This window comes from Allobosea sp. CCNWLY174, from assembly GCF_037120455.1.
GTDB lineage: Bacteria > Pseudomonadota > Alphaproteobacteria > Rhizobiales > Beijerinckiaceae > Allobosea > Allobosea lupini.
On sequence record NZ_JBBBBQ010000003.1, the window covers coordinates 83,061 to 107,068 of the forward strand.

20 protein-coding genes are annotated in these 24,008 nt (G+C 66.8%); 11 read left to right on the top strand and 9 right to left on the bottom strand.

What is annotated here, in order from left to right:
• Positions 1–48: 48 nt before the first annotated feature.
• The 7 genes from V7S63_RS11380 to V7S63_RS11410 all read right to left on the bottom strand — a co-directional run bounded on the left by V7S63_RS11380 (position 49) and on the right by V7S63_RS11410 (position 9,350).
• A complete protein-coding gene (locus tag V7S63_RS11380; RefSeq protein ID WP_091838075.1) occupies positions 49–1,329 on the bottom strand; it encodes a glycosyltransferase family protein in 1,281 nt (426 codons plus the stop codon).
• Positions 1,330–1,423: 94 nt separating this feature from the next.
• On the bottom strand, positions 1,424–2,215 hold the full coding sequence (locus V7S63_RS11385; RefSeq protein WP_336530298.1) for a polysaccharide deacetylase family protein: 792 nt from the start codon (positions 2,213–2,215) through the stop codon (positions 1,424–1,426).
• A complete protein-coding gene (locus V7S63_RS11390) occupies positions 2,212–3,285 on the bottom strand; it encodes a glycosyltransferase family 4 protein (protein ID WP_336530299.1) in 1,074 nt (357 codons plus the stop codon). Before V7S63_RS11390 ends, V7S63_RS11385 begins: the two co-directional genes overlap by 4 nt.
• A 95-nt stretch (positions 3,286–3,380) precedes the next feature.
• On the bottom strand, positions 3,381–4,559 hold the full coding sequence (locus V7S63_RS11395) for an ABC transporter permease (protein WP_442896454.1): 1,179 nt from the start codon (positions 4,557–4,559) through the stop codon (positions 3,381–3,383).
• A complete protein-coding gene (locus V7S63_RS11400) occupies positions 4,556–5,554 on the bottom strand; it encodes an ABC transporter permease (protein WP_091838364.1) in 999 nt (332 codons plus the stop codon). Before V7S63_RS11400 ends, V7S63_RS11395 begins: the two co-directional genes overlap by 4 nt.
• 5 nt (positions 5,555–5,559) lie before the next feature.
• Positions 5,560–7,473, bottom strand: coding sequence for an ABC transporter substrate-binding protein (locus V7S63_RS11405; RefSeq protein WP_336530300.1), 1,914 nt, complete (start codon positions 7,471–7,473; stop codon positions 5,560–5,562).
• Positions 7,473–9,350: an ABC transporter ATP-binding protein gene (locus tag V7S63_RS11410; protein WP_336530301.1), complete on the bottom strand. Its 1,878-nt coding sequence runs from the start codon at positions 9,348–9,350 to the stop codon at positions 7,473–7,475. The genes V7S63_RS11405 and V7S63_RS11410 overlap by 1 nt, the downstream gene beginning before the upstream one ends.
• A gap of 321 nt (positions 9,351–9,671) precedes the next feature.
• Here V7S63_RS11410 and V7S63_RS11415 point away from each other — a divergent pair, with 321 nt between their 5' ends.
• From V7S63_RS11415 to V7S63_RS11425, 3 genes are read left to right on the top strand one after another with little or no spacing between them, the layout of a single operon-like run.
• Positions 9,672–12,410, top strand: coding sequence for an ABC transporter transmembrane domain-containing protein (locus tag V7S63_RS11415; protein WP_336530302.1), 2,739 nt, complete (start codon positions 9,672–9,674; stop codon positions 12,408–12,410).
• On the top strand, positions 12,407–12,856 hold the full coding sequence (locus V7S63_RS11420; protein WP_091838059.1) for a cyclic nucleotide-binding domain-containing protein: 450 nt from the start codon (positions 12,407–12,409) through the stop codon (positions 12,854–12,856). The genes V7S63_RS11415 and V7S63_RS11420 overlap by 4 nt, the downstream gene beginning before the upstream one ends.
• Before the next feature lie 16 nt (positions 12,857–12,872).
• Positions 12,873–14,609 carry an adenylate/guanylate cyclase domain-containing protein gene (locus V7S63_RS11425; RefSeq protein WP_336530303.1) on the top strand — a complete coding sequence of 579 codons (1,737 nt, stop codon included), beginning with the start codon at positions 12,873–12,875 and terminating at the stop codon, positions 14,607–14,609.
• A 4-nt stretch (positions 14,610–14,613) separates the two neighbouring features.
• Here the strand turns inward: V7S63_RS11425 and V7S63_RS11430 are convergent, their stop codons facing one another.
• Positions 14,614–15,042, bottom strand: coding sequence for a hypothetical protein (locus tag V7S63_RS11430; protein WP_336530304.1), 429 nt, complete (start codon positions 15,040–15,042; stop codon positions 14,614–14,616).
• Between V7S63_RS11430 and V7S63_RS11435 the strand changes: the two genes are divergently transcribed.
• From V7S63_RS11435 to V7S63_RS11470, 8 genes are all read left to right on the top strand, one after another.
• On the top strand, positions 15,016–15,909 hold the full coding sequence (locus V7S63_RS11435) for a class I SAM-dependent methyltransferase (protein WP_336530305.1): 894 nt from the start codon (positions 15,016–15,018) through the stop codon (positions 15,907–15,909). The genes V7S63_RS11430 and V7S63_RS11435 overlap by 27 nt on opposite strands.
• Positions 15,906–17,177, top strand: coding sequence for a glycosyltransferase family 4 protein (locus V7S63_RS11440; protein WP_336530306.1), 1,272 nt, complete (start codon positions 15,906–15,908; stop codon positions 17,175–17,177). The genes V7S63_RS11435 and V7S63_RS11440 overlap by 4 nt, the downstream gene beginning before the upstream one ends.
• A complete protein-coding gene (locus tag V7S63_RS11445; RefSeq protein WP_336530307.1) occupies positions 17,174–18,421 on the top strand; it encodes a glycosyltransferase family protein in 1,248 nt (415 codons plus the stop codon). Before V7S63_RS11440 ends, V7S63_RS11445 begins: the two co-directional genes overlap by 4 nt.
• A 146-nt stretch (positions 18,422–18,567) precedes the next feature.
• The gene (gene cobS, locus V7S63_RS11450) at positions 18,568–19,560 is read left to right on the top strand and encodes a cobaltochelatase subunit CobS (RefSeq protein ID WP_091838043.1); all 993 of its coding nucleotides are present in this window, start codon (positions 18,568–18,570) and stop codon (positions 19,558–19,560) included.
• Between the two features lie 65 nt (positions 19,561–19,625).
• Positions 19,626–19,976 carry a GFA family protein gene (locus V7S63_RS11455; protein WP_091838041.1) on the top strand — a complete coding sequence of 117 codons (351 nt, stop codon included), beginning with the start codon at positions 19,626–19,628 and terminating at the stop codon, positions 19,974–19,976.
• 10 nt (positions 19,977–19,986) lie between these two features.
• Positions 19,987–20,424, top strand: coding sequence for a GNAT family N-acetyltransferase (locus tag V7S63_RS11460; RefSeq protein WP_336530308.1), 438 nt, complete (start codon positions 19,987–19,989; stop codon positions 20,422–20,424).
• Complete coding sequence (cobT, locus tag V7S63_RS11465; RefSeq protein ID WP_100962585.1) at positions 20,421–22,316, top strand: cobaltochelatase subunit CobT; 1,896 nt, start codon at positions 20,421–20,423, stop codon at positions 22,314–22,316. Before V7S63_RS11460 ends, cobT begins: the two co-directional genes overlap by 4 nt.
• Positions 22,313–23,323: an esterase-like activity of phytase family protein gene (locus tag V7S63_RS11470; RefSeq protein ID WP_336530309.1), complete on the top strand. Its 1,011-nt coding sequence runs from the start codon at positions 22,313–22,315 to the stop codon at positions 23,321–23,323. Before cobT ends, V7S63_RS11470 begins: the two co-directional genes overlap by 4 nt.
• Before the next feature lie 156 nt (positions 23,324–23,479).
• On the opposite strand, the gene rpmB is transcribed toward V7S63_RS11470, so the two are convergent.
• Positions 23,480–23,767, bottom strand: coding sequence for a 50S ribosomal protein L28 (rpmB, locus tag V7S63_RS11475; protein WP_091838032.1), 288 nt, complete (start codon positions 23,765–23,767; stop codon positions 23,480–23,482).
• Positions 23,768–24,008 lie beyond the last annotated feature (241 nt).

Below are 24,008 nucleotides of genomic sequence, written 5' to 3' on the forward strand. Positions count from 1 at the left end.
GTCCATCGCGCCATGCGCGCAATGATTCGCTAGAATCTCCTCATGCGATCAGCCGGCTGCGGCGTTCTGCGCCAGCGCCCGGCCGCGGACCGGCGGCGAGAGATCGTCGGCCAGCGCCCGATTGATCGCCGGCAGCCCGTCGAGCAGGTCCGGCAGGAAGGCCTGCGAGGGTGGCAGGCGCTTGGGCAGCGCGTGCAGCGCCTTGGCCATCTGCCCGGGATCGCGGGCATGCGCGCCGGTCTGGGTCGGGTCGAACAGCACGTCGATCAGGCGCAGGCTGTCGGCGCGCTCGGCTCGGATCGCCTGCTCCAGGCGCGGCCGGACGCGCGGCACGATCAGCGCCGGCTTGTCGAAGGAGAGGATCTCGCAGAAGGTGTTGTAGCCGCCCATGGCGACGACGCAGTGGGCGCGGTTCATCAGGAGTTCGAGACGCGGCTCGAAGCCGATGCTTTCCAGCTTCGGCAGCCTGGCGATGCGCTCGGTGAACTCCTTGCGCTTCTCACGCGACAGGAACGGGCCGAAGACGATCAGTGCCGGCAATTCGATGGTCGGATCGGTTTCATAGGCCGAAATCACCCAGTCGATCACGCCGGCGCCGTCGCCGCCGCCGCCGGGTGTCACCAGGATGAACGGGCCCTTGGTGATGCGCGGGTGCCGGTTCGGCGGCATCGGCGAGGGCACGGCGCGCTTGAGATAGCCGGTATAGCGGATCTTGCTGGCGAAGAGATGCTGGTTCGGCAGCCCCTCGAGCGGCCGGTAGATGCTGTCCAGCCCGTAGACCCAGATGTCGTCGTAGATGGTGGCGAGCGCGTCGAGCGCGCCGCTCTGGCGCCACTCATCATGCAGCTTGGCCGGCTCGTCGAGCACGTCGCGCACACCGAGCACGATGCGGGCGCCGCGCCGGCGCAGGATTTCGAGCGAGGGGATGAGCTCGCCGCGCAGACCGATCGGCTCCTTGTCGACGATTACGATGTCAGGGTCGAAGGAGAGCACCGTCTGCTTGATCAGGTCGGTGCGCAGGCGGATCGTATCGGCGAGGTCGAGATTGAGATGATGCGGCAGGTAGCGTCCGTCGCTCTGCTTCTCGATGCCGGGGATGCGGACATAATCGACGCCGTCGCCGAACTGGAAACTGGAGATCATCGACGAGCCCGAGACGATGATCACTGATATATGAGGATAGCTCGCGACGAGCGAATTCGCGATCGCCCGGCAGCGGCGGATATGGCCGAGACCGAAGGTGTCGTGGCTATAGATCAGGACGCGCGGCGCATGCGGACTGCATGGCGGGCGGCGCACCCCGCTATCATCGATCAGACTGAGGCCCATGCGCGCGTCGCGTCCTCTGCTTGAAGGTCAGATGGCCTCCGGGGGACGCAAGGAACGCACCCGAACTGGCCAAAACCATAGCGCCGGCGGCGCGTCAATCCAAGTCCGTTGCCAAGTTTGTTGCAGCGCCGAAGAGCGCATCGGGACTGGCGAATGCGACAGCGGCGTGACCGGAGAGCCGTTCCAGCAGATTCGTGAGAAAGTCCCAGGCCGTGGCATCGTGATCGTGATGGTGCAGCAGCAGGCCGAAAGGCTGGTTCGATCTCGGGTTCGCGCGGCGAATGGCGAGCGTTTGGACCATCTCGGTCAGGAGATCGCCGGGCTGCCGGCCGACACGGCCATTGGGCCAGTCGATCAGGTCGAGATCGGTGTTGACGAGGCGAGGGCCGCCGGCTGGCCCGAGCGCGAAATTGCGGAAGCAGGACAGGCCGACAAAGCCGAGGCTCGGCAATTCCGCCGCGATATCCGGATGAATGCGATTCCACGGCGGAACGAAGACAGGGAGGAAGGAACGGCCGAACAGCTCCCGAAGACGCTCCCGGCCGGCCACGATCTCGGCGGCGATGTCGGCAGTTGGCCGGTGCAGGCCGAACTCGCTCTTCTTCTCGCCGTGCGGTGCATGGTTGCGATGCCAGGTCCCGTGCTGGCAAGGCCGCAGCAGAGGTGCGGTCTCCAGCCGCCTCGCCAGATTGTCCTGTGCCAGCAGCGGGATCGAAGCGAGCAGCACGGGGATCGTGAAGCGCTCGGCAAGGGCTGCCAGCCGGTCGAGCTGATCGCTGGGAGCGGTCGCGTCGTCGTCGCGGAGCCAGAGATCGAGGCGTTTGCCGGCGATTGCCCAGCCATCGAGTTCGGTCACTAGCGCGGACCAGGCGGCATCCTCAGTCACGGCGCGATCTCCAAGGCCTTGCGGCCGTGCCGGGCGATGGTGGCATCCAGCGCGCCGGCGAGAATTTTGCGGGCGCCGTCGCCGTTGCGTTCCTGGCGCGCGAACACTTGCGCTGCCGAAGCCATGCAGGCGCGAAGTTCAGCATCGCCGATCAACCGTGCGATCGTCGCGGCCAGCGCGGCCTCATCGCCGTGGGGGGCGAGCAGCGCGGTGCGATTGCGGTTCACGACAGCCGGAACACCGCCGCTGTCGAGTGCGGCAACGGCAAGTCCTGCCGCCTGCGCTTCGAGATAGACGACGCCATAGGCCTCGTTCAGCCCAGGCCAGATGAAGAGGTCGTGGTTCGTGAGTTCGGTGAGGATGTCGGAGCGCGCCTGCTTTCCGAGGAAACGGACGCGACCAGGCGGAAATTCAGCGAACGCGGCTTCGATGATGGAGCGCTCGGGGCCGTCGCCGATCAGTGTCAATGTCCAGGGCAGGTCGGCGATGTGGGTGAGCGTGCGGGCAAGGAAGAGGTAACAGGCGGCCTTGTTGCCCTGGCGCATCATCGCGACGGCGATCAGCCGGATCGGTTCGTTTCCGTGGCGGGGAGCTATGGAATGCTGCGGAACCGCCTCGACCCCGAGCAGGAAGGGCGGCAGGTCGATCAGGCGCTCCGGCTCCGGGATGAGCCGGGCGAGGCCTTCGCGGTCGCGCTCGGTCATGCACAGGTGCAGGTCGGCACGCAGGATCGCGGTGCGGGCGAGCGCGGCGGCCTCCGCCCAGGGACCGTCGAAGCGCTTTTGCGCATCGCTGGCCTCGGCGACGAGGTAGGGCAGGTCGAAGCGTTCGGCCAAGGCAGGGCCGATCAGGTCCGGGGCGCGGTAGTGGCAGTGATAAGTGAAGATGAGGTCGGGCCGGGCTCGCGGCAGCTGCCAATGCTCCCCCAGCGCGGCAATCACGCCCTGCGCCGCCTGCTTGTGCGCGGTGAGCAAAGCCGGATCGGGCTCGCGCATGAAGCTGCGCTCGGCCGGGACGGTCTCGACGGCATGGCCGAGGTTTTCCAGCAGCGCCACCAGCTGGCGCGCCATCAGCCGATCGCCCGAAGGGGCGCCGTCGCCATAGCGGTTGAGCGGCGTGTGGAATGCGATCTTCACGAAAGGTCTTGCGATGGCGCGAACAGGCTTCAGCGATACGGATCAGCTGCGTCACGCAGGCCGTCACCGAGGAAGTTGAAGGCGAGGATGATGACGATTACCGGGACGCAAGGGTAGAGCAGCCAGGGATAGAGCGCGACGACATTGATGTTCTGCGCCTCGTTCAGCATCACGCCCCAGCTGGTGATGGGCGGCCGCAGGCCAAGGCCGAGGAAGGACAGTGCGGTTTCGCCCAGGATGGTCTTGGGGATCGTGATCGTCGCGGCGGCGATGAGATGGCTCATGAAGCCGGGCACGAGGTGCAGGCCGATGATGCGGGCGGGCTTGGCGCCCATCAATTGGGCGGCGACGACATAGTCCTCCTCGCGCAGCGCCAGCAGCTTCGAGCGCACGGCGCGGGCAAGTCCGGTCCAGTCCATCAGCCCAAGGATCACGGTGATGCCGAAATAGACCAACAGCGGGCTCCAGGAGGGCGGCATGATCGCCCCCAGCGCCAGCCAGAGTGGGATATGCGGCAGCGACTGCACGATCTCGATGATGCGCTGGACGATGAGATCGACCTTGCCGCCATAGTAGCCGGCGATGCCGCCGATGATGATGCCGAGCACGAAGGAGACGCTGACGCCGAGCAGGCCGATGGTCAGCGAGATCCGCCCGCCATAGAGGATGCGCGAGAACATGTCGCGCCCGAGCCTGTCGGTGCCGAGCAGATAGAGCGTGCCGCCTTCGGGTGGGCAGATCAAATGGAGATTGCCGGGGATCAGGCCCCAGAACTCGTAAGTGTCGGCGCGGCAGAAGAAGCGCAGCTTCTGCGGCTTGCTCTCGTCGACGTCGTATTCGCGCTTCAGGTTCTCCATGTTGAGGCGCTGGGCATACGGGTAGACGAAGGGCCCGATGAAGCTGCCCTCGTGGAAGAGATGCAGCTCCTGCCGCGGGGCGCGGATGAAGTCGGTGTTGCGCGTCGTGTAGTGATAGGGCGCCAGGAACTCGCAGATCGCGACCGACAGGTACATCAGCAGGATGACGATGCCGGAGATCACCGCGAGCCTGTGCTTGCGGAATTTCCACCACATCAGCTTCCATTGCGGCGCGAGGTAGACCCGCTCCTGCTCGGGCGACATCTTCTCGATCGCATAGGGCTCGAACGGCGCGGTCGACCAGCGATGCGGCAGCGGCTCGGAAGCCTGCGGGGCGGGAGGCGTCGTCACTTGGTCGCCGTCCCTTGCAGGCGGATGCGCGGATCGAGGATGGCGAGCGCGATGTCGGAGATCAGCACGCCGATCACGGTCAGGAAGGACAGGAACATCAGGAAGGAGCCGGCGAGATACATGTCCTGGCTCTGCAGCGCCCGGATCAGCAGCGGGCCGGTGGTCTGGAGCGAGAGCACGATCGCGACGATCTCGGCGCCGGAGACGATCGACGGCAGGATGTCGCCGATATCCGAGATGAAGAAGTTGAGCGCCATGCGCAGCGGATATTTGCGCAGCGCCTTGCCCGGCGGCAGGCCCTTGGCGCGGGCGGTGACGTAGTACTGCTTCTGCAGTTCGTCGAGCAGGTTGGCGCGCAGCTTGCGGATCATGCCGGCGGTGCCGCCGGCGCCGATGATGATCACCGGTATCCAGAGGTGCTCCAGCACCGATTTGAACTTGGCCCAGCTCATCGGCTGGTTGAGATATTGCGGGTCGACCAGGCCGCCGATCGAGGTGCCGAACCAGATATTGGCGAAGTAGAGGAAGATCAGCGCCAGCAGGAAATGCGGTATGGCGAGTCCGAGCATCCCGATGAAGGTGAGGCCGTAATCGCCCCAGCTGTACTGGTGCGTCGCCGAGTAGATGCCGATCGGAAACGCGACGATCCAGGTGAAGATGATGGTGAAGAAGGAGACGATCATCGTCAGCAGCAGGCGATCGCCGACGACGTCGCGCACAGGCAGCTGGTATTCGAAGGAATAGCCCATGTCGCCGCGCAGCAGGCCGGTGACCCACCAAAGATAGCGCTCGGCCGGCGGCTTGTCGAAACCGTATTCCTTCTTCAGGAACTCGACGCGGCTCATATCCGCCTTCTCGCCCTGGGCCTGCATTTCGGCGACCATCGTCTCGAAATAGTCGCCCTCGGGGAGGTTGATCACGGTGAAGATCAGGACGCTGGTGACGAACAGCGTCGGGATCATCACCAGAATGCGCTTGAAGATGTACTTCAGCAGCACGATTACTTCCCCTCGAACCAGAACGTGTCCGGCATGTAGCGGCCGAAGAAGGCACCCGGCTCGAAGCTGTAGAGGCCTTTCTCAGGCAGGTTGCGCAGCGTCCTGGCGACGACGACCGGCTGCAGCGTGGCGTTGACCACGCCGATGGTGAACAATTGCTCGGCGTTGATCTTCAACATCCTCTGCCAGATGTCCCGGCGCTCCTGATGGGTCGCCGAATGCCGCCAGCCCCGGTAGAGCTCGACCAGCTCTTTCGCTTCCGGAATGGTGGGCGCTTCGCCTTCGCGGCCGCCGCTCTCGAAATACTGGCCCCAGCGCGGCCAGTTGAACTGGGCGGGCGAGGTGGGCGCCAGCGCGTCCGGCTCCATTTCGGCGGCGACCAGCGCATTGTCCATGCCGGTCCAGCCGGACATGATCGTCTGGCCGGCGAGGATGCGGCGGCGGAAGACATCGAGCTGGCTTGAACGCGGGTGGATCTTGATGCCGATCGCGATGAAGTCCTGCTTGATCAGGTCGAGGATGTCGGTCTCCTCGGTCGAGGCGCCGGCGGTCTCGATGGTGAATTCCAGGCGCCGCCCGTCCGGGAACAGGCGGATCTTCTCGCTATCACGCTTGGAAAGGCCGATCTCGTCGAGCAGGCGGTTGGCCTCGGCGAGATCCGGCGTCATGTTGAGCTGCGCCAGCGCGGCATCGTAGAGCGGGCTCTCGGGCAAAGCAGTGTTGCCGCTCTCCTTGGCGAGCCCGAAATAAATGACGCGGTTGATGTCGCGGCGATTGATCGCGAGCGATAGCGCGCGGCGATAGCGCACATCGCGGTTGAGGTCGCGCCAAATCGGATCGATCGCGTTGAGATTGGGCATCAGCGCGAACGAGGCGCCCTCGGCCCGTTTCCACAGCTTGACCTCGAAATTCATCCGCTTCGCAGCGCCTTTGAGGAAAGTGTAGTCCTCGAAGCGCAGATAGCGGGCCTGCAGGTCAGAATCGCCGGCGGCGGTCTTGGCCGGAATCAGCGCCGAGCTGCCGATGGTCAACGTGACCTCGTCGACATAGGGCAATTGCCGGCCGTTCTCGTCGATCCGGTGGAAATAGGGGTTGCGGACGAAAGTGAAGCGCTCGGCCGGGATCGCCGTGGTGTTGCGCCAGGGGTCGAGCGTCGGCAGATCGGGGTTCTCCGGCCGATACTGGCGCGAGAAGCGCTCGTGCAGCGAGCCCCAGTCCTTGACCCGGCCGGCCTTGACCTTCTGCTCCAGCTCTTCCTTGGCGGCATAGCGCTGGTGGAACTGCTTCAGATAATGCGCCGGCATGGCGATATAGAGCGGCTGGGCGCCGGCGAGCGCCGGCAGGAAGACCGGATTCGGCTCGGCCCAGCTGTAGCGCAGCGTCAGCTCGTCGAGGATCTCGAAGCGGCAGGTCTGGCCGGAGATCACCATCGCCTGCGGCGGCCCGCCCGGCGAGAGCCGCTTGTTGTTGGCGACATCCTCCCACCAATAGCGGAAGTCCTCGGCGGTGAAGGGATGCCCGTCCGACCAGCGATGGCCGGCCCGCAGCCGCAAGGTGAAGACGCGGCCGCGCTCGACCTCGAAACTCTCCAGCAGATCGGGCGCGAGCTCCAGCTTGTCATCGTAGACGACGAGACGGGTGTAGCCATAGATCGTCATCATGCGGATGTCGCGCTGGTCGCCCATCAGCATGCGCATGGTGCCGCCGTGCCGGCCGGGCGCGCGGCCCATCGCCGCCACGTTGATCAGCCGCGGCGATTTCGGCAGGCGCTCGGCGAGACCGGGCAGTTCGCCGGCCGTGACCTTGGCGGCGAGCGCCGGACTGTCGATCAGCGTCTCGACGCCGGCGAGGCCGAGCCGCGGTGCGAGGAGGGCGGCGCCCGACCCTACGAGAAAGCTCCGCCGCGCGATCCGCATCAGGCGAGCTCCCTGACATCGGCGCCCGGCTTGGCGAGAACGAGATGTCCGGCCCCGAGATCGAGATGGGCGAGCGGCTCGCCTTGCGCGTCGGGCTTGAAGGAGGCCGGCCAGTGGCGGGTGTCGGAGGCACCGCCGGGCGCCGCCAGCTTGAAGTCGAGCTTGCGGTCGAGATCGGCGAAGGGCACCGATTTCAACAGCGCCTTGGTGTAGGGGTGGACCGGCGTGGTGAAGAGCGTATGGCGCGGCGCGAGCTCGACGATGCGGCCGTTCGCCATCACCGCGATGCGGTCGGCCATGTAGTTCACCACGGCGAGATTGTGCGAGATGAACAGGAAGGTCAGGCCGCGTTCGGCCTGCAGGTCCTTGAGCAGGTTGAGGATCTGCGCCTGGACGGAGACGTCGAGCGCCGAGACCGGCTCGTCGCAGATGATCAGCTCGGGATCGAGCGCAAGCGCGCGGGCGATGCCGATGCGCTGGCGCTGGCCGCCGGAGAAGGAGTGCGGATAGCGCGAGAGGAAGCGCTGATCGAGCCCGACATCGTCCATCAGGGCCTTGACGCGAGCCTTCTGCTCGGTGCCGTCGCCGCGCTCGTGGATGACGAGGGGCTCGCGCAGGAGGTTCATCACGGTCATGCGCGGCGACAATGACGAGACCGGATCCTGGAAGATCATCTGCAGCTTGGGGCGGAAGCGGCGTAGCGCCTCGCCCTGCAGCGAGAGGAGGTCGACGCAGTCCTTGCCGTCGTCGAAGCGGATCTCGCCCGAATCCGGTGTCAGCGCCCGCATGATCAGCTTGCTGAGCGTGGTCTTGCCGCAGCCGCTCTCGCCGACCAGTCCGAGGCATTCGCCGCGCTCGATGTCGAAGCTGACATCGTTGACGGCGGTCACGGTCGAGGTCGTGCCCTTGCCGAAGAAGCGGCTCGAATGGGTCGTATAGGTCTTGTGGACGTTGCGCACAGCAAGCAGCGGTGCCCGCTGATCGCGGCGTTGCGGCGGCGGTTTCGGCGCGGCCGGCGCGCGCGGGCGCGCCTCGCGCAGGGCGACAAGCCGCTCGCCCTCCTGCATGTCGAAATGCGGCGAGGCCTTGAGCAGCGCCTTTAAATAGGGGTGCTGCGGGCGGCGGAAGATGTCCTCGGCCGGCCCGCTCTCCATGATCTCGCCATGGTAGATCACCACGACCTCATCGGCCATGTTGGCGACGACGCCGAGATCATGGGTGATCAGCAGGATCGCCATGCCCATCTCGGCCTGGAGATCGCGCATCAGGTCGAGCACCTGGGCCTGGATGGTGACGTCGAGCGCGGTCGTCGGTTCGTCGGCGATCAGCAGGGCCGGCTGGCAGATCAGCGCCATGGCGAGCATGGCGCGCTGGCGCAGGCCGCCGGAGAGCTCGAAGGCGTAGAAGTCATAGGCGCGGGTGGGATCCTTGAAGCCGACCCGCTTCAGCATCGCCTCGATCAGTTCGCGCGCCTGCGGTTTCGGCATCGGCCGGTGCAGCTGCAGCGCTTCCTCGATCTGGTTGCCGATGGTGTGGACCGGCGAGAGCGAGGACATCGGTTCCTGGAAGATCATGCCGATGCGCCCGCCGCGCAGGTTGCGGATCTCCTTGCCTTCGGCGGGAAGGGTGGCGATGTCGGTGACGGCATCGGCTGCCTGTGGGTCGCGGAACAGGATGCTTCCGCCGGTCACGGCGCCGGCCCGCGGCAGCAGCCCCATGATCGCCTGCGAGATCACCGACTTGCCCGAGCCGGACTCGCCGACGAGCGCTACGGTCTTGCCGGCCGGAATCCGGAAATCGACGCCCTTCACGACATCGCGAGCGAAGCCGTGAATGGTGAAGCCGATCCGCAGGTCGTTGATCTCGAGAATATTCATCTGCGGCTGACGCCGTCGTCCCCTGATGTTCGTTGTCCGAACAAACGGCCGAGACCGCCATCCGGATCCATTTCCCGCCGAAGCTTGTTTGCCGCTGCAACGCAGCGCTCTCATTCTCTGCGGTCCCGCCGTCCTTGTCCCGTTCCGATGACGATCTTGCAACAGGGCGGCGCTGCCTGCGCGCCGCATCGTTCGATGCGAACTTGAAACGGCCGGGCTTGTCGAGTCCAGCGGCATGTTGCGCCGCGTCGTGAACTGCCCCCATATGGGGGACAAGCCGGCAGAGTGTTCGCTCGTCCGGATGCGGGATGGGAAAGCCCCTTGGAGAGAAGCCTCTTCCGTTACGTCTGGCAGAAGAGTCGCCGGGAGCAGATCATCGTTCTGCTCGTGATCCTGGTCTCGATCCCGTTCAACTGGCTGTCCTTCGACGTCCCCAAGCGCATCGTCAACGACGCCATCCAGGGCGGCGCCTTCAAGGATGGCAAGACGACGGCGACGGTGTTCGACTGGACGCTACATTGGCCCGATATCCTCGGCGGCGGCAGCATCCAGATTTTCGAGGGCTTCAAGGTCGGCCAGCTCGGCCTGCTGCTGACGCTGAGCTTCTATTTCCTCGCGCTCGTCCTGATCAACGGCGGCTTCAAATACATCGTCAACCTGCAGAAGGGCGTGCTCGGCGAACGCATGCTCCGGCGCATGCGCTACGACCTGTTCAGCCAGCTCATGCGCTTCCGGCCGGAAGAGATCCGCTCGGTCAAGCCGGCCGAGGTTGCCAGCATGATCAAGGACGAGGTCGAGCCGATCGGCAGCTTCGTCGGCGACGCCTTCATCCAGCCGGCCTTCCTGCTCAGCCAGGCGCTGACCGCGCTCGCCTTCATCATGATGCAGAGCGTCTGGCTCGGCTCGATCGCCCTGGTCATCGTCCTGATGCAGGCGGTGATCATCCCGATCCTGCGCAAGGAGCAGCTGCGTCTGGGCCGCGAGCGCCAGATTGCCTCGCGCCAGCTCGCGGGCCGCATCGGCGAGATCGTCGATGCCGGGCCGACCATCCAGGGCAATGGCGCGACGTCCTATATCCAGTCGGACATCGCGGGCCGGCTGGGGACGCTGTTCGACATCCGCTATGCGCTCTACAAGCGCAAATTCGCGGTCAAGTTCCTCAACAACCTGATGGCGCAGATCACGCCCTTCTTCTTCTACGCGGTCGGCGGCTTCTTCGCCCTGCAGGGCCGGCTCGACATCGGACAGCTCGTGGCGGTGATCGCGGCCTATCGCGACCTGCCGCCGCCGATCAAGGAACTGATCGACTGGGAGCAGCAGCGCAATGACGTCACCATCAAATACGAGCAGGTGATCCAGCAGTTCAATCCGAGCGAGGTGGTCACGCTGGAGGAGAAGGGCGAGATCGCGCCGCTGCCGCCGCGCGGCGAGATCAGGCTCGACAAGCTCGAGATGGTCGACAATCGCGGCCAGCCCTTGCTGGCACCGCTGAGCCTGAGCTTGCAGCGACCTGGGGAGGTCGCGCTGATCGGGCCGGCGGGCAGCGGCCGCGACACGCTTGGCCGCATCCTCGGCCGGCAGACGATGAGCTATGGCGGGCGTGTGCTGATCGACGGCGAGCCCCTGTCCGCCATCAGCGTCGAGCGTGCCAGCCATCTGATCGGCTATGCCGGCCCCGAGATCGAGATCATCAACGGCTCGCTGCGCGACAACATCCTGCTGCCGCTGAAGCGCAGGCGGCCGGTGGTCAAGCCCGACCGCGCCGTCGACCAGGACGAGCATCGCCGCTTCATCGAGGCGCTGCGGGCCGGCAACACGCCATTGCCCTTCGGCGCCGACTGGAACGACTATGAAGGTGTGGGCCTCGACGGCGAGGAGGCGCTGGAAGAGCGGATGCTCGCCGTGCTCGACACGCTCGGCTGCGCCGACGAGATCTATGAGCTCGGCCTCGACGCCAAGGTGATCGCGCCGCTGCCAGAAGGCGCGGCCGAGCGAATCGTCGAGGCGCGCAAGGTCGTCGCGGCCGAACTGACCAAGACCAAGCTCGGCGGATTGATCGAGACCTTCGACCTCGACCGCTACAACGCTAATGCGACGATCGCGGAGAATCTCGTCTTCGGCGCGATGCGCAATGGCCGCCAGCCGGCCGAATTCCTGCTCGAGGACGCTTACGCCCGCTCGGTGCTGCAGGCCGAGGCGCTGGAGGAACCGCTGGCCGAGATCGGCGGGCGCATCGCCTCGACCTTGGTCGAGATCTTCGCCGGCCTGCCGCAGGGCCACGTCCTGTTCGAGCGCTACGCTTTCGGCGGGGAGATCGACCTGGAGAAGCTTGGCGAACTCGCCGAGGCGCTGCGGCGGCATGACCGGCGCAGCCTGCTCGATCCGACCGTGCAGCGCGAGCTCGTCGCGCTCGCGCTCGGCTATATCGAGCCCAAGCACCGGCTCAATCTGCTCGATGTCGCCCTGCGCCGACGTGTGCTGCGGGCCCGGCACAGCTTCAAGACCTATCTGCCCGGCGAGAAGGCCGACGAGATCGAGTTCTACGATCCGGCCGATGTGATCCACGGCGCGAGCGTGCGCGACAACCTGCTGTTCGGGCGTATCGGCTTCGGCGTTCCCGATGCCGGTCGCAAGGTGGCGGAGATCGCCCGGGCGGCATTGTCGCGCGCCGGACTCGACACGGCGGCCTATCGCCTGGGACTGGGCACCGATGTCGGGCTGCGTGGCCGCCATCTACCGCTGCGGCTGCGGCTGATGGTGCCGCTGGCACAGGCGCTGATCAAGCGACCCGATATCCTGGTGCTCGATCTCGATGCCTTCGCCGTCACCTGTGCTGATCCCGGCGGCCTGATCCAGCGTATCGGCAATTATTGCCAGGACAAGACGGTATTCCTGCTCTTGACCGATCAGGGGCTGGCTGCCGATATCCCTGAGAAGATCGTATTCAACGGAGCTGTGGCCCGCGTGGGCAGCAAAAGCGGAGCCAGCGACGAGGTGGACGATCTGCAGGACGATCTGCCGGTTCCCAATGGCGCGGTTCCGATCGAGGCAAGGACATGACGCTCGAGAGCGATATAGGCTGCCTGAAGTCCATCCCCCTGTTCCGCGGGCTGCCGGGGCCGCGGCTGAAGCTGCTCGCCTTGATGGGCGAGCGGCTGCATTTCCCGGCCGGCACCGTCATCACCGAAGAGGGCGACAAGCCGGAGGAGGTCTATTGCGTGCTCGAAGGCGAGGTCGAGCTGTCGCATGAGGCGCCGGAAGGACCGTCAAAGACCTTCCGGCTCGCGAGCGGCAGCCTGATCGGCGATGTGCCCCTGCTCTGCAACCAGACCTATGCGGCGCGGTCCACCGCCAAGACCGACGTGGTCGCGCTGCGCTTGCCGCGGACATTGTTCTTCGAACTGCTCGACAATATTCCGGAGTTCTCGGTCGCGCTGTCGCGCGATCTCGCCGGGCGGCTCTACCGCCTGGCCGACTCCGTCCTGCATGGCGAGAAGACACATTGAAGCGCCGGGTGCGCCGATGACAGCGATTCCGAGCACGCCGGCGGGGCGCAAGCCCGCCTCAGGCTTCGACCAGATGTCGTCCTGGAGCCGCGACGTGCGCTTCGCCTCGGGCTGCATCCTGATGGTCTTCGCGACCACGCATTTCCTCAACCATGCGCTCGGCATCTTCGGCGTTGCGGCGATGGAGGCGGCGCAGGAGTGGCGCTACTGGTTCTGGCACAGCTGGGTCGGCACGGTCGCGCTCTATGGCTCGCTCATCGTCCATCCGGTCTTCGCCTTGCTGCGCGTGGCGCAGCGGCGCACCTTCCGCATGCCGATGCGCGAAGTGATCCAGATCATCCTCGGCGTCGCGATCCCGCTCCTGCTGATCGACCATATCGTCGGCACGAGGGTCCAGGGTTCCCTGTTCGGCCAGGACGAGAGCTATCACGCGGTGCTGCGCCGGCTTTGGCCGGGCCTCGCCTTGTCGCAGAGCTTCCTGCTCTTGCTCGTCTGGACGCATGGCGTGATCGGCCTGCACTTCACGTTCCGGGCGCGCGACGCCTATGCGAGCTGGCGCGATCCGTTCCTGCTCGTTTCGATCCTGATACCGCTTCTGGCCATCATCGGCTTTTCGGTGGCAGGCCGCGAAGCCCAGATGATGGCGCTCCCGCCCGAGCTCTATACGGCCAACCAGGTCGATGCCTTCAATCTGCATGTGACCTGGGCCAAGCGGGCCTTCTTCGGCCTGATCGGCGGCTTTGCCGGCTTCGTCGTGCTGCGCGAGCTTCGCGCGCGGGCGCTGGGGGCCATCGCGGTGCGCTTCGTCGGCCACGGCGTGCGCCGCGTCGTTCCCGGCCCGACCCTGCTCGAGATCTTCCGGCGCTTCGGCATTCCCCATGCCGCGCTCTGCGGCGGGCGGGCGCGCTGCGCCACCTGCCGCGTTCTGGTGCTCGACGGCGGAGATGACCTGCCGCCGCCCGCTCAGGCGGAAGCGCGCCTGCTGCGCCGGATCTCGGCCGGCGACCATGTCCGGCTCGCCTGCCAGATCAGGCCGAAGCGCGATCTCCAGGTCCAGATCCTGCTCGCCGCCAAGCAGCGCGGCGCCGGCCCGTCGGGCACTGTCGATCCCGACGATCGGATCGGCAAGAAGGGGCTGACGGTGATGGTCGCAGACCTGCGCGCCTTCACCGCGCTCTCCGAGCGGCAATTGCCGCACGAGCTGATGACCCTGCTCAACCGCTTCTATGACGAGATGTCCCAGGCGATCGCGGCGCATGGCGGACGGATCGAGGCGATCTATGGCGACGGTTTGATGGCGGTGTTCGGCCTGGAGACGACGCCGGGGCGGGCGGGCGCGGCGGCGATCGCGGCGGCCGGCGACATGGTGCGCGCAGTCGATGCGCTCAACCGCGAATACGCCAATGGCCTGCCATTGCCGCTGCGCATCGGCATCGGCATCCATGGCGGCCAGACGATCGTCGGCGCGGTCGAGAACGAGAGCATGGGGCGGCGCGAGATCACCGTCGGCGAAACCGTGATGATCGCGAGCCAGCTCGAGGCGGCAACGCGGCGGCTCCTCTCGGATATCGTCGTCTCCGCCGAGACGGTGAGCGCGACCGGCCGCAGCTATCGCGACACCGTCCCGCACAAGATCGCGGTCAAGGGCCGCGACAAGCCGATGCAGGTCTATGGTTTCGGCAGCACGCCGGCAGGCGCCGCGACCGTTGTCGAGTCGGCGCCGGAGGCGCCGGCGGAGCAGAAGCCCATATAATCAGTCAGGGAGCGCCGAATGCGAGCCAGCGGCGGCGATCATAGCCTGCTCGCGCCATCGCCGCGTCATTGATTGTGATCTCGAGATCGATTGTCGGAGCGTCCTCGCGTGTCGCCAGCAGAGTTCCGATGAGGTTCTTGGCCCGGTGGAGGTCGAGCGCGTAGTCGATCACCAGCACGCTGGCGGCTCGCGCCAGCGCCAGCAATTCCGGCGGCATGGCTGCCTTGGCGCCGAACGGCTTCAGCGACAGGCCGAGCAAGACCAGCGCGAAAGGTCGGTCTGGCGGCGCCAGCGGCACCTGTTGCAGCTTCGCGGCCAGGTGCCGGACGCGGCAGGGCGCACCGTTCAGTGTCTCGGCAGCGAAAGCGGGAATCTTCGGGTCGATCACCGTCACCGAGGCCGGGCGATGATGCAGGAAACCGGTGATCGGCAAGCCGGCGCCGCCGATCTCGATCACATGCGGGCAGTGGCGCACGGCATGAGCGGCCAGGACCTGCCGCAATGGCGCGGCTGGACTCGACAGATGCGGCAGCAGCACACCCGGCGCGGCCACGCTGGCGTTTGTCGGCGGCTGTGCATATGGTCCCGCCGCCCGCAAATCCTCCGGCATCATGGTATTCCGTTCGTCGTCCGCATGATCAGCGCACCGCCTGCCGACACTCTCTATGACATCCTGCGCGGTGTTGCAGCTTTGACCGGCGATGCGGTCGTCGCCGACCTGGCGCGGCTCGTCGGCAAAGGGGTGCCGGCTGATCTTTCGATTGCCTTCAACCATAAGCAGATCGCTTCGAAGCGCTGGTTGGTGGACGAGTTGACCAAAGTGCTGCCGAAGCCGGACGGACCGGTCTTCGTTCTCGGCGCCTGGTACGGTGTCCTCGGCGCCCTGCTGCTGGCCGCGCCGCGCCTCGACATCGCCGAGCTGGTCAGCCTCGACATCGATCCCGATTGCGCGCCGATCGCCGAAATTCTCAACCATCGCCATGTCGCTGCGGGGCGTTTCCGGGCCGTGACCGCCGACATGATGGGGCTCGATTTCGAGCGGGTCGAAGGCGGGCGTCCGGGGCTGGTGATCAACACCAGCTGCGAGCATCTCGATGATGTGCCGGGCTGGATCGCCACCCTGCCGGCCGGGTTGCCGCTGCTGCTGCAATCCAACGACTATGTCCGCGAGCCGGACCATCGCAGCTGCGTGCCCTCGCTCGAGGCCTTCAAGGCGCAGGCCGGGCTGTCGGAGCTGTGGTTCGCCGGCGCGCTGCCGACTAAGAACTACACCCGCTTCATGCTGATTGGCCGCAGATGAGCAGCGCCGAGTCCGAAGGGCCGGCGGTCGCGATCGCGATGAAGGGCTATCCGCGCCTGTCGGAGACCTTCATCGCCCAGGAGCTGCTCGGCCTGCAGCGGCTCGGCCTGCCCTTCGCGATCTGGTCGCTGCGTCATCCGACCGATGGTGCGCGGCATATGATGCATCGGGAGATCGCGGCGCCCCTGAACTACCTGCCGGAGTATCTGCACGACGACTGGCCGCGGGTGCTGCGCGGGATCGCCGCGGCCTTCGCGCGGCCGAGCATCGTCAGGCTGCTCGGCGTCTTCCTGCGCGATCTTGCCCGAGACCGCACGCGCAACCGTCTGCGCCGCTTCGGCCAGGCCTGCGTGATGGCCCGCGAGCTGCCGGCCAGCACGCGCCATCTCCATGTCCATTACCTGCATACGCCGGCTTCGGTGATCCGCTATGCGGCGCTGAGCCGGGGTCTCTCCTGGTCGTTCTCGGCCCATGCCAAGGACATCTGGACGACGCCGGACTGGGAGAAGCGCGAGAAGATCGCCGACGCGCGCTGGGGCGTGACCTGCACCCGCGACGGCCATGCCGAGCTCAGCCGGCTCGCCGAGCGGGCGGACAAGGTCGCGCTTCTCTATCACGGGCTCGACCTCGCGCGGTTTCCGGCCCCGCCCGAGGCGCGCGCGCCGCGCGACGGCTCAGATCCGGCCGAGCCGGTGCGGTTCATCACCATCGGGCGGGCTGTGGTGAAGAAGGGCTTCGACGACCTGCTGGCAGCGCTGGCGATCCTGCCGGCCGAGCTGAACTGGCGGCTCATCCATATCGGTGGCGGCGAGATGCTTGCCGCCTTGAAGGCGCAGGCGGACAAGCTCGGCCTCGCGGCGCGGATCGAGTGGCGCGGGCCGCAGGAGCAGGATGCGGTGATCGCGGCGCTGCGGGAGGCTGATCTCTTCGTGCTACCCTCGAAGCAGGCGGACAACGGCGACCGCGACGGCCTGCCCAATGTGATGATGGAGGCGGCGAGCCAGGCCCTGCCGATCGTCGCCACCGATTTCGCCGGTATTCCGGAATTCGTGCGGCACAGCCGCGAGGGATGGCTTTTACGGCCGGGCGACGTCACGGCTCTGGCCAAAGCGCTGGAGGGGCTGGCGCGCGATCCGCACTGGCGCGCGAAGCTCGGCGCCGCCGCCTTCGACAGGTTGCGGACCGAGTTCTCGGCGCAGGCCGGGCTGGAACGGGTGCATCGGGCGCTGTTGGCGGCGGTCGCCGGCACGGATGATGGCGCGCCATGAGTGCGCGCATTCTGGTTGCGGTCACGCATCTGCTCGGGATCGGCCATCTGGTGCGGGCGCGGCAATTGGCGCGGGCGCTGGCTGGAGCAGGCCACGAGGTGACGCTTGCCAGCGGCGGCATGCCGGACGACAAGGCGGCGGCGGATTATCGCTTCGTGCAATTGCCGCCGGTGCGCACGCAAGGCACGGATTTCCGCAATCTGCTCGATGAGGACGGAAAGGCCGCTACGCCGGAGCGACTGGCCGCAAGGTGCGAGCAACTGATCGCACTGGCGCGCGAGGTGTCGCCCGATATCGTCGTCACCGAGCATTTCCCGTTCGGCCGGCGCCAGCTCGCCAGCGAGTTCCTGGCGCTGATCGCGGCAGCACGCGATGCCAATCCGGATGCGCTCGTCCTATCGTCGATCCGCGACGTGCTGGTCGCGCCGCAGCGCCCGGACCGATTGGCCGAGACGGCCGAGCGGATCGCCAAGTTGTTCAATGCGGTGCTGGTCCATGGCGACCCAGGCGTCCTGCCGCTCGAAGCCTCCTGGCCGGTGACGCCGGAGATCGCAGGCAAGCTCATCTATACTGGCTATCTGGCGACATCAGCCCAATGCCCTCATCCTGAGGAGCCGCGCAGCGGCGTCTCGAAGGATGCTCCAGAAGGCACCGGAGCCTCGGCGAGCATCCTTCGAGACGCCATCTCTGACGAGATGGCTCCTCAGGATGAGGGCTTGAAGAATGCAGACGGCACCATCCTCGTCTCCGGCGGCGGCTCTGCGGCGGCGCTGCCCCTGTTCGAGACCGCGCTCGCCGCTGCCCGGCTGATGCCGCAGCGGCCTTTCCATCTCCTGATCGGCCGCGGCGTCTCCGAGGCCGACTTCGCCACCCTGCGACAATCGGCTCCGGACAATGCCGTCGTCGAACGGGCCCGGCCGGATTTCCCCGGCCTTCTCGCCGGCTGCGCGCTCTCGATCAGCCAGGCCGGCTACAACACCGCGCTCGACCTGTTGCAGGCCGGGCGGCCGGCGCTGCTCGTCCCCTTCGACGCCGGCAACGAGACCGAGCAGGCCCTGCGCGCCGCCGCGCTGGAACGGGCCGGGCTGGCGCACGTCGTGAAACTTGCCGACGGGGCGCAGGCGCTCGCTGCCGCTATCGAAACGACGCTGGTACAAGGCGTCCCGCCGGCTGCGACAGTGGATCTCGACGGTGCGGCGGGCACTGTCGCGGCGATCGCGAAGCTGCTCGCAAGCCGTGCGTGAATGCATGCCGGCGAAGGGACGGCATGCCTCTTGCGAATTGCCGGCCCAAGGCTTTCGCTTTAATGAGGTTCTACACGCCTCCCTTTCGGTCGGCTCCAGGACACCGGATCTTCAGCCGGCCCCTGTCCTGCGCCCGGAGAAGAACGATGACAACGACGACTGCCTCCGCCCCCGGGATGCCCGACATGAAGCTGTCGGTGCGTCAGGTCTTCGGGATCGACAGCGATCTGGAGGTGCCGGCCTATTCGCAGGCCGAGGCGCATGTTCCCGACTTCGACGCGGACTACCGTTTCGACCGCGACACCACGATCGCGATTCTCGCCGGCTTCGCCCATAATCGCCGCGTGATGATCTCGGGCTATCACGGCACCGGCAAGTCGACCCATATCGAGCAGGTCGCGGCCCGCCTCAACTGGCCCTGTGTCCGCGTCAACCTCGACAGCCACGTCTCGCGCCTCGACCTGGTCGGCAAGGATGCGATCGTGCTGAAGGAAGGCAAGCAGATCACCGAGTTCCAGGACGGCATCCTGCCCTGGGCGCTGCAGAACAACATCGCGCTGGTCTTCGACGAGTACGATGCCGGCCGCCCGGACGTGATGTTCGTGATCCAGCGCATTCTGGAGCAGTCGGGCAAGCTGACGCTGCTCGACCAGAAGCGCGTCATCCGCCCGCACGGCGCGTTCCGGCTGTTCGCCACCGCCAACACGGTCGGCCTCGGCGACACCTCGGGCCTCTATCACGGCACCCAGCAGATCAACCAGGGCCAGATGGACCGCTGGTCGATCGTCACCACGCTGAACTACCTGCCTCACGACAACGAAGTCGCGATCGTGCTCGCCAAGTCGAAGCACTACCAGACCTCGCCGGAGGGCAAGGACACCGTCAACAAGATGGTTCGCGTCGCCGATCTCACCCGCAACGCCTTCATGAACGGCGATCTCTCGACCGTGATGAGCCCGCGTACGGTGATCACCTGGGCGGAGAACGCGGCGATCTTCGGCGGCGATATCGGCTTCGCCTTCCGCGTCACCTTCCTCAACAAGTGCGACGAGATGGAGCGCACGCTGGTGGCCGAGTTCTTCCAGCGCTCCTTCGGCAAGGAATTGCCGGAAAGCGCGGTCAACGTCGTCCTGAGCTGAAACGCCCTCGCGAGAGTGGCCCCACTCTCGCGATCGGACCAGGCTCAACCAGCAGGAGGCCGGCCATGGCTCGGTATGAAGGTTCCTGTCACTGCGGGCGGGTCGCCTACGAGGTCGAGGCCGACCTCTCGCGGACGATCACCTGCAACTGCTCCTATTGCCAGCGCCGCGGCTCGGTGCTGGCCTTCAGCCCGGCGACCAGCTTCACCCTGACCAAGGGCGAGGACGCGCTGACCGAATACCGCTTCAACTCGCAGAAGATCCAGCATCTCTTCTGCGAGACCTGCGGCATGGAATCCTTCGCCCGCGCCAACGCGCCGGACGGCACGCCGACCGTCGCGATCAACGTCCGCTGTCTCGCCGGCGTCGAGCCGACCGAGCTGAGCCCGACGATGTATGACGGGCGCTCGCGCTGAGGAGCACGCCGTGAGCGCCGCCGACAGCAAGCAGGCCACGATCCAGCGCGAGGCGGATTTCGCCGCGACGCGCGAGGCCGTCGTGCGCGGACTCTCCGCCCATAACGAGGCCAGGGTCGGGCCGCGCAATGCCGAGCCCCTGGCGCTCAGCCTGCGCGACGAGAAGGGCGTCATGGTCGGCGGCCTGATCGGCGAGCTGAAATGGGAGTGGCTCTATGTCGACCTGTTCTGGATCGACGAGGCCCATCGCGGCGCCGGCCATGGCGAGGCGCTGCTGGCGATGGCCGAGCAGGCGGCGCGCGACTATGGCGCGCGCGGCGTCTATCTGGGCACGATGAGCATCCAGGCGCCGGGCTTCTACCCCCGCATGGGCTATCGCGAATGCGGCCGCATGGAGGACTATCCGGTCGCCGGGCAGAGCTTCCACCATTTCATGAAGGCGCTATGAGCATTTCCAACCGCAAGCCCGGAACCCCGAAGGAAGCGCCGGCCGAGCCGCTGAAGCGGGCGGTCTCGGGCGCGATGAAGGCGATCGCGCGCAAGCCGGAGATGGAGATCGTCTTCGCTGCCGACAAACCCTCGCTGGTCGGCGAGCGCGCGCGACTGCCGGAGCCGCCGCGCAAGCTCACCGCGGGCGATGTCGCGATCCTGCGCGGCCATGCCGATTCGATGGCGCTGCGCCTCGCCTGCCACGATGCGGCGGTCCATCGCCGCGCCGCGCCCGAGGGCGATGCGGCCCGCGCCGTCTTCGATGCCGTCGAGCAGGCCCGGGTCGAGAGCGTCGGCTCGCGCCGGATGAGCGGCGTCTCCGGCAACATCTCGGCGATGCTGGAGGACCGCTATCATCGCGGCGGCCGCTATGAGGAGATCACCGACCGGGCCGATGCGCCGCTGGAAGATGCGCTCGCTTTGATGGTGCGCGAGCGCCTGACGGGCCTGAAGCCGCCCAAGGCGGCGGAGAAGCTGGTCGACCTCTGGCGCGAGCAGATCGAGGCCAAGGCGGGCGACGATCTCGACCGGCTGTCGAAGTCGATCGAGGATCAGCGCGCCTTCGCCCGCACCGTGCGTGACCTCCTCGTCTCGCTCGACATGGCCGAGCAGTCGAGCCAGGGCGACGACGCCGAGGAGGACGAGGACGATCAGGACCAGTCCTCCGACGACCAGCAGCAGGAAGAGGGCGAAGCCGAGCAGCAGAGCCAGGGCGAGCGCTCGGAAACCGAGACCAGCGAGGACGCCGCCGAGGAGTTGCAGGAAGGCGCTTCCGAGGCGGCCGATGCGCCGGCCGGCGACTGGGACGAGGAAGACGAGAATTCCGAGGCCGAGGAGGCCGGCGAGGCGCCCCGTCCGCGCGACAGCCGCGCCAATGACCGGCCGCAGACCGACTACAAGGCCTATACCCAGAAGTTCGACGAGATCGTCACGGCCGAGGAGCTCTGCGACGCCGAGGAACTGACCCGCCTGCGCGCCTATCTCGACAAGCAGCTGGCGCATCTTCAGGGCGTCGTCGCCCGGCTGGCGAACCGGCTGCAGCGCCGCCTGATGGCGCAGCAGAACCGCTCCTGGCAGTTCGACCTGGAGGAGGGCGCGCTCGATCCCTCGCGCCTGCCGCGCATCATCATCGACCCGTTCCAGCCGCTCTCCTTCCGGCAGGAATCGGACACGAACTTCCGCGACACGGTGGTGACGCTGCTGATCGACAATTCCGGCTCGATGCGCGGCCGGCCGATCACGGTCGCGGCGACCTGCGCCGACATCCTGGCGCGGACGCTGGAGCGCTGCGGCGTCAAGGTCGAGTTGCTCGGCTTCACCACCCGCGCCTGGAAGGGCGGGCTGTCGCGCGAGAGCTGGCTGCAATCGGGCAAGCCGGCCAATCCCGGTCGCCTCAACGATCTCCGGCACATCATCTACAAGGCGGCCGATGCGCCATGGCGGCGGGCGCGGAAGAATCTCGGGCTGATGATGCGCGAGGGGTTGCTCAAGGAGAACATCGACGGCGAGGCGCTCGACTGGGCGCATAAGCGCCTGCTCGGCCGCCCCGAGCAGCGCAAGATCCTGATGGTGATCTCGGACGGCGCGCCGGTCGACGATTCTACCCTCTCGGTCAATGCCGGCAGCTATCTGGAGCGGCATCTGCGTCATGTCATCGCCGAGATCGAGACGCGCTCGCCGGTCGAGCTGATCGCGATCGGCATCGGCCACGACGTCACCCGCTACTACCGCCGCGCCGTCACCATCGTCGATGCCGAGGAACTCGGCGGCGTGATGACCGAGAAGCTGGCCGAGCTGTTCGAGGAGGATGCCGCCGGGACAAATTCGCGGGGCTCGCGCCGCCTGCAATGAGCCCCAGCCGTCGCAGCGTCCTCGCCGGCCTCGGCGCGGCGGCTTTCAGCCTGCCCGCACGGGCTCAGAGCCTGGAACCCGGGCGCATCGCGATCAGTATCTCTGCCCGGCCGATCGCGAGCTTCGAGCCGGGCAATGCGACGAAGACCCGTTTCGGCCAGCTGACCTTTCGTGGCGGGCTCCAGCTCTCCGGCAGCCATCCCCGCTTTGGAGGTTTCTCCGGGCTGTGGCGCTCGCCCGACGGGGAACGGATCGTCGCGATCACGGATAATGGCTTCTGGCTGACGGCAAGGGTCGCTCGCAAGCTGGGCAAGCTCGCGGGGCTGGAGGAGGCGGAACTCGCGCCGATCCTCGGGGCGTCCGGCAAGCCGCTGCATCGCTCGCGCTATTTCGATACCGAATCGCTGGCTATCCAGGGCGGTACGGCCTTCATCGGCGTCGAGCGTACCCATGACATCCTGCGCTTCGACTTCGCGCGCCATGGCGTCGAGGCGCGGGCGCAGCTCGTGCCGGTGCTTCCGGCTGCCAAGCGCCTGCCGAGCAATCGCGGCTTCGAGGCGCTCGGCGTGCTGCCGGCCGGCCACCCGCTTGCCGGGGCGCTGATCGCGATCTCCGAGCGCTCGGGCCGCGAGGACGAGCCGACCACGGGCTTCATTCTCGGCGGGCGCCAGCCGGGCACGCTGCAGGTGGTCCGCCGCGACGGCTACGACATCACCGACCTCGCCTTCCTGCCGGGCGGCGACATGCTGCTGCTTGAGCGCTGGTACAAGCCGCTGCGCGGTGTCGGCATGCGCATCCGCCGCATCGCCGGGGGTGCGATTCGTCCCGGAGCAAAACTCGACGGGCCGATCCTGATCGAGGCCGATCTCGGCCAGGAAATCGACAACATGGAGGGGATGGCGGTCCACCAGGAGAGCGGGCGGACCATCATCACCCTGATCTCGGACGATAATTTCTCGACCTTCCTGCAGCGGACGGTGCTGCTGGAGTTCGAGCTGGTACCTTAGCCGCTCGTCATGCTCGGGCGTGCCCGAGCATCTCAGGCAGGATGAGGCGCTCATCGGCGCTTTCTTGCGCTTCGCTTCGCCCGAGAATGACGAGATGAGCCCAAACGAAAAAAGCGGCCTTGCGGCCGCTTCGTTCAGTCCGAGGGAAACCGGCGCTCAGTTGGCGGCGAGCTTCTTCTCGATGTCGCGCTTCAGCGTCAGCGCGCCGGTCGACAGATCACCTGCCGGAGCCTTGACCAGGAAGGCATCGAGGCCGCCGCGATGGTCGACGGTGCGCAGCGCATTCGCCGAGACGCGCAGGCGGACCGAACGGCCGAGCGCATCCGACTGCAGCGTGACGTTGACCAGGTTCGGCCGGAAGACCGTCTTGGTCTTGCGGTTCGAGTGGCTGACGAGGTGGCCGGTCAGGGTGGCTTTCCCGGTCAGTTCGCAACGGCGGGCCATGATCGTGTTCCCAAAATCTCCGAGTACTCAACGCAAAATGCCGACACGCGACGTGCCGGCAGGCGAGCACCGGAAGTCAAATTGAAGTGGGCGGTCTATAACGGGCCGGTGACAGCCCGTCAAGGCAGGTCGCGCGAAAGCGCCCCGGAAACATCTCGGTAACCATTATCCCGCCAAGCTGACGGCAGCCAGTCACGATTCGGACCGAATCCCAGTGCATGCGACGATGTCCGTCGCGCTT

What these genes read in the sequence shown, in the direction of transcription:
- V7S63_RS11380 (WP_091838075.1), bottom strand. Translation starts at nt 1,329, where the DNA reads ATGGGCCTCAGTCTGATCGATGATAGCGGGGTGCGCCGCCCGCCATGC.
- V7S63_RS11390 (WP_336530299.1), bottom strand. Translation starts at nt 3,285, where the DNA reads ATGGCGCGCCAGCTGGTGGCGCTGCTGGAAAACCTCGGCCATGCCGTC.
- V7S63_RS11405 (WP_336530300.1), bottom strand. Translation starts at nt 7,473, where the DNA reads ATGCGGATCGCGCGGCGGAGCTTTCTCGTAGGGTCGGGCGCCGCCCTC.
- V7S63_RS11410 (WP_336530301.1), bottom strand. Translation starts at nt 9,350, where the DNA reads ATGAATATTCTCGAGATCAACGACCTGCGGATCGGCTTCACCATTCAC.
- V7S63_RS11420 (WP_091838059.1), top strand. Translation starts at nt 12,407, where the DNA reads ATGACGCTCGAGAGCGATATAGGCTGCCTGAAGTCCATCCCCCTGTTC.
- V7S63_RS11425 (WP_336530303.1), top strand. Translation starts at nt 12,873, where the DNA reads ATGACAGCGATTCCGAGCACGCCGGCGGGGCGCAAGCCCGCCTCAGGC.
- V7S63_RS11435 (WP_336530305.1), top strand. Translation starts at nt 15,016, where the DNA reads ATGATGCAGGAAACCGGTGATCGGCAAGCCGGCGCCGCCGATCTCGAT.
- V7S63_RS11440 (WP_336530306.1), top strand. Translation starts at nt 15,906, where the DNA reads ATGAGCAGCGCCGAGTCCGAAGGGCCGGCGGTCGCGATCGCGATGAAG.
- V7S63_RS11445 (WP_336530307.1), top strand. Translation starts at nt 17,174, where the DNA reads ATGAGTGCGCGCATTCTGGTTGCGGTCACGCATCTGCTCGGGATCGGC.
- cobS (WP_091838043.1), top strand. Translation starts at nt 18,568, where the DNA reads ATGACAACGACGACTGCCTCCGCCCCCGGGATGCCCGACATGAAGCTG.
- V7S63_RS11455 (WP_091838041.1), top strand. Translation starts at nt 19,626, where the DNA reads ATGGCTCGGTATGAAGGTTCCTGTCACTGCGGGCGGGTCGCCTACGAG.
- cobT (WP_100962585.1), top strand. Translation starts at nt 20,421, where the DNA reads ATGAGCATTTCCAACCGCAAGCCCGGAACCCCGAAGGAAGCGCCGGCC.
- V7S63_RS11470 (WP_336530309.1), top strand. Translation starts at nt 22,313, where the DNA reads ATGAGCCCCAGCCGTCGCAGCGTCCTCGCCGGCCTCGGCGCGGCGGCT.
- rpmB (WP_091838032.1), bottom strand. Translation starts at nt 23,767, where the DNA reads ATGGCCCGCCGTTGCGAACTGACCGGGAAAGCCACCCTGACCGGCCAC.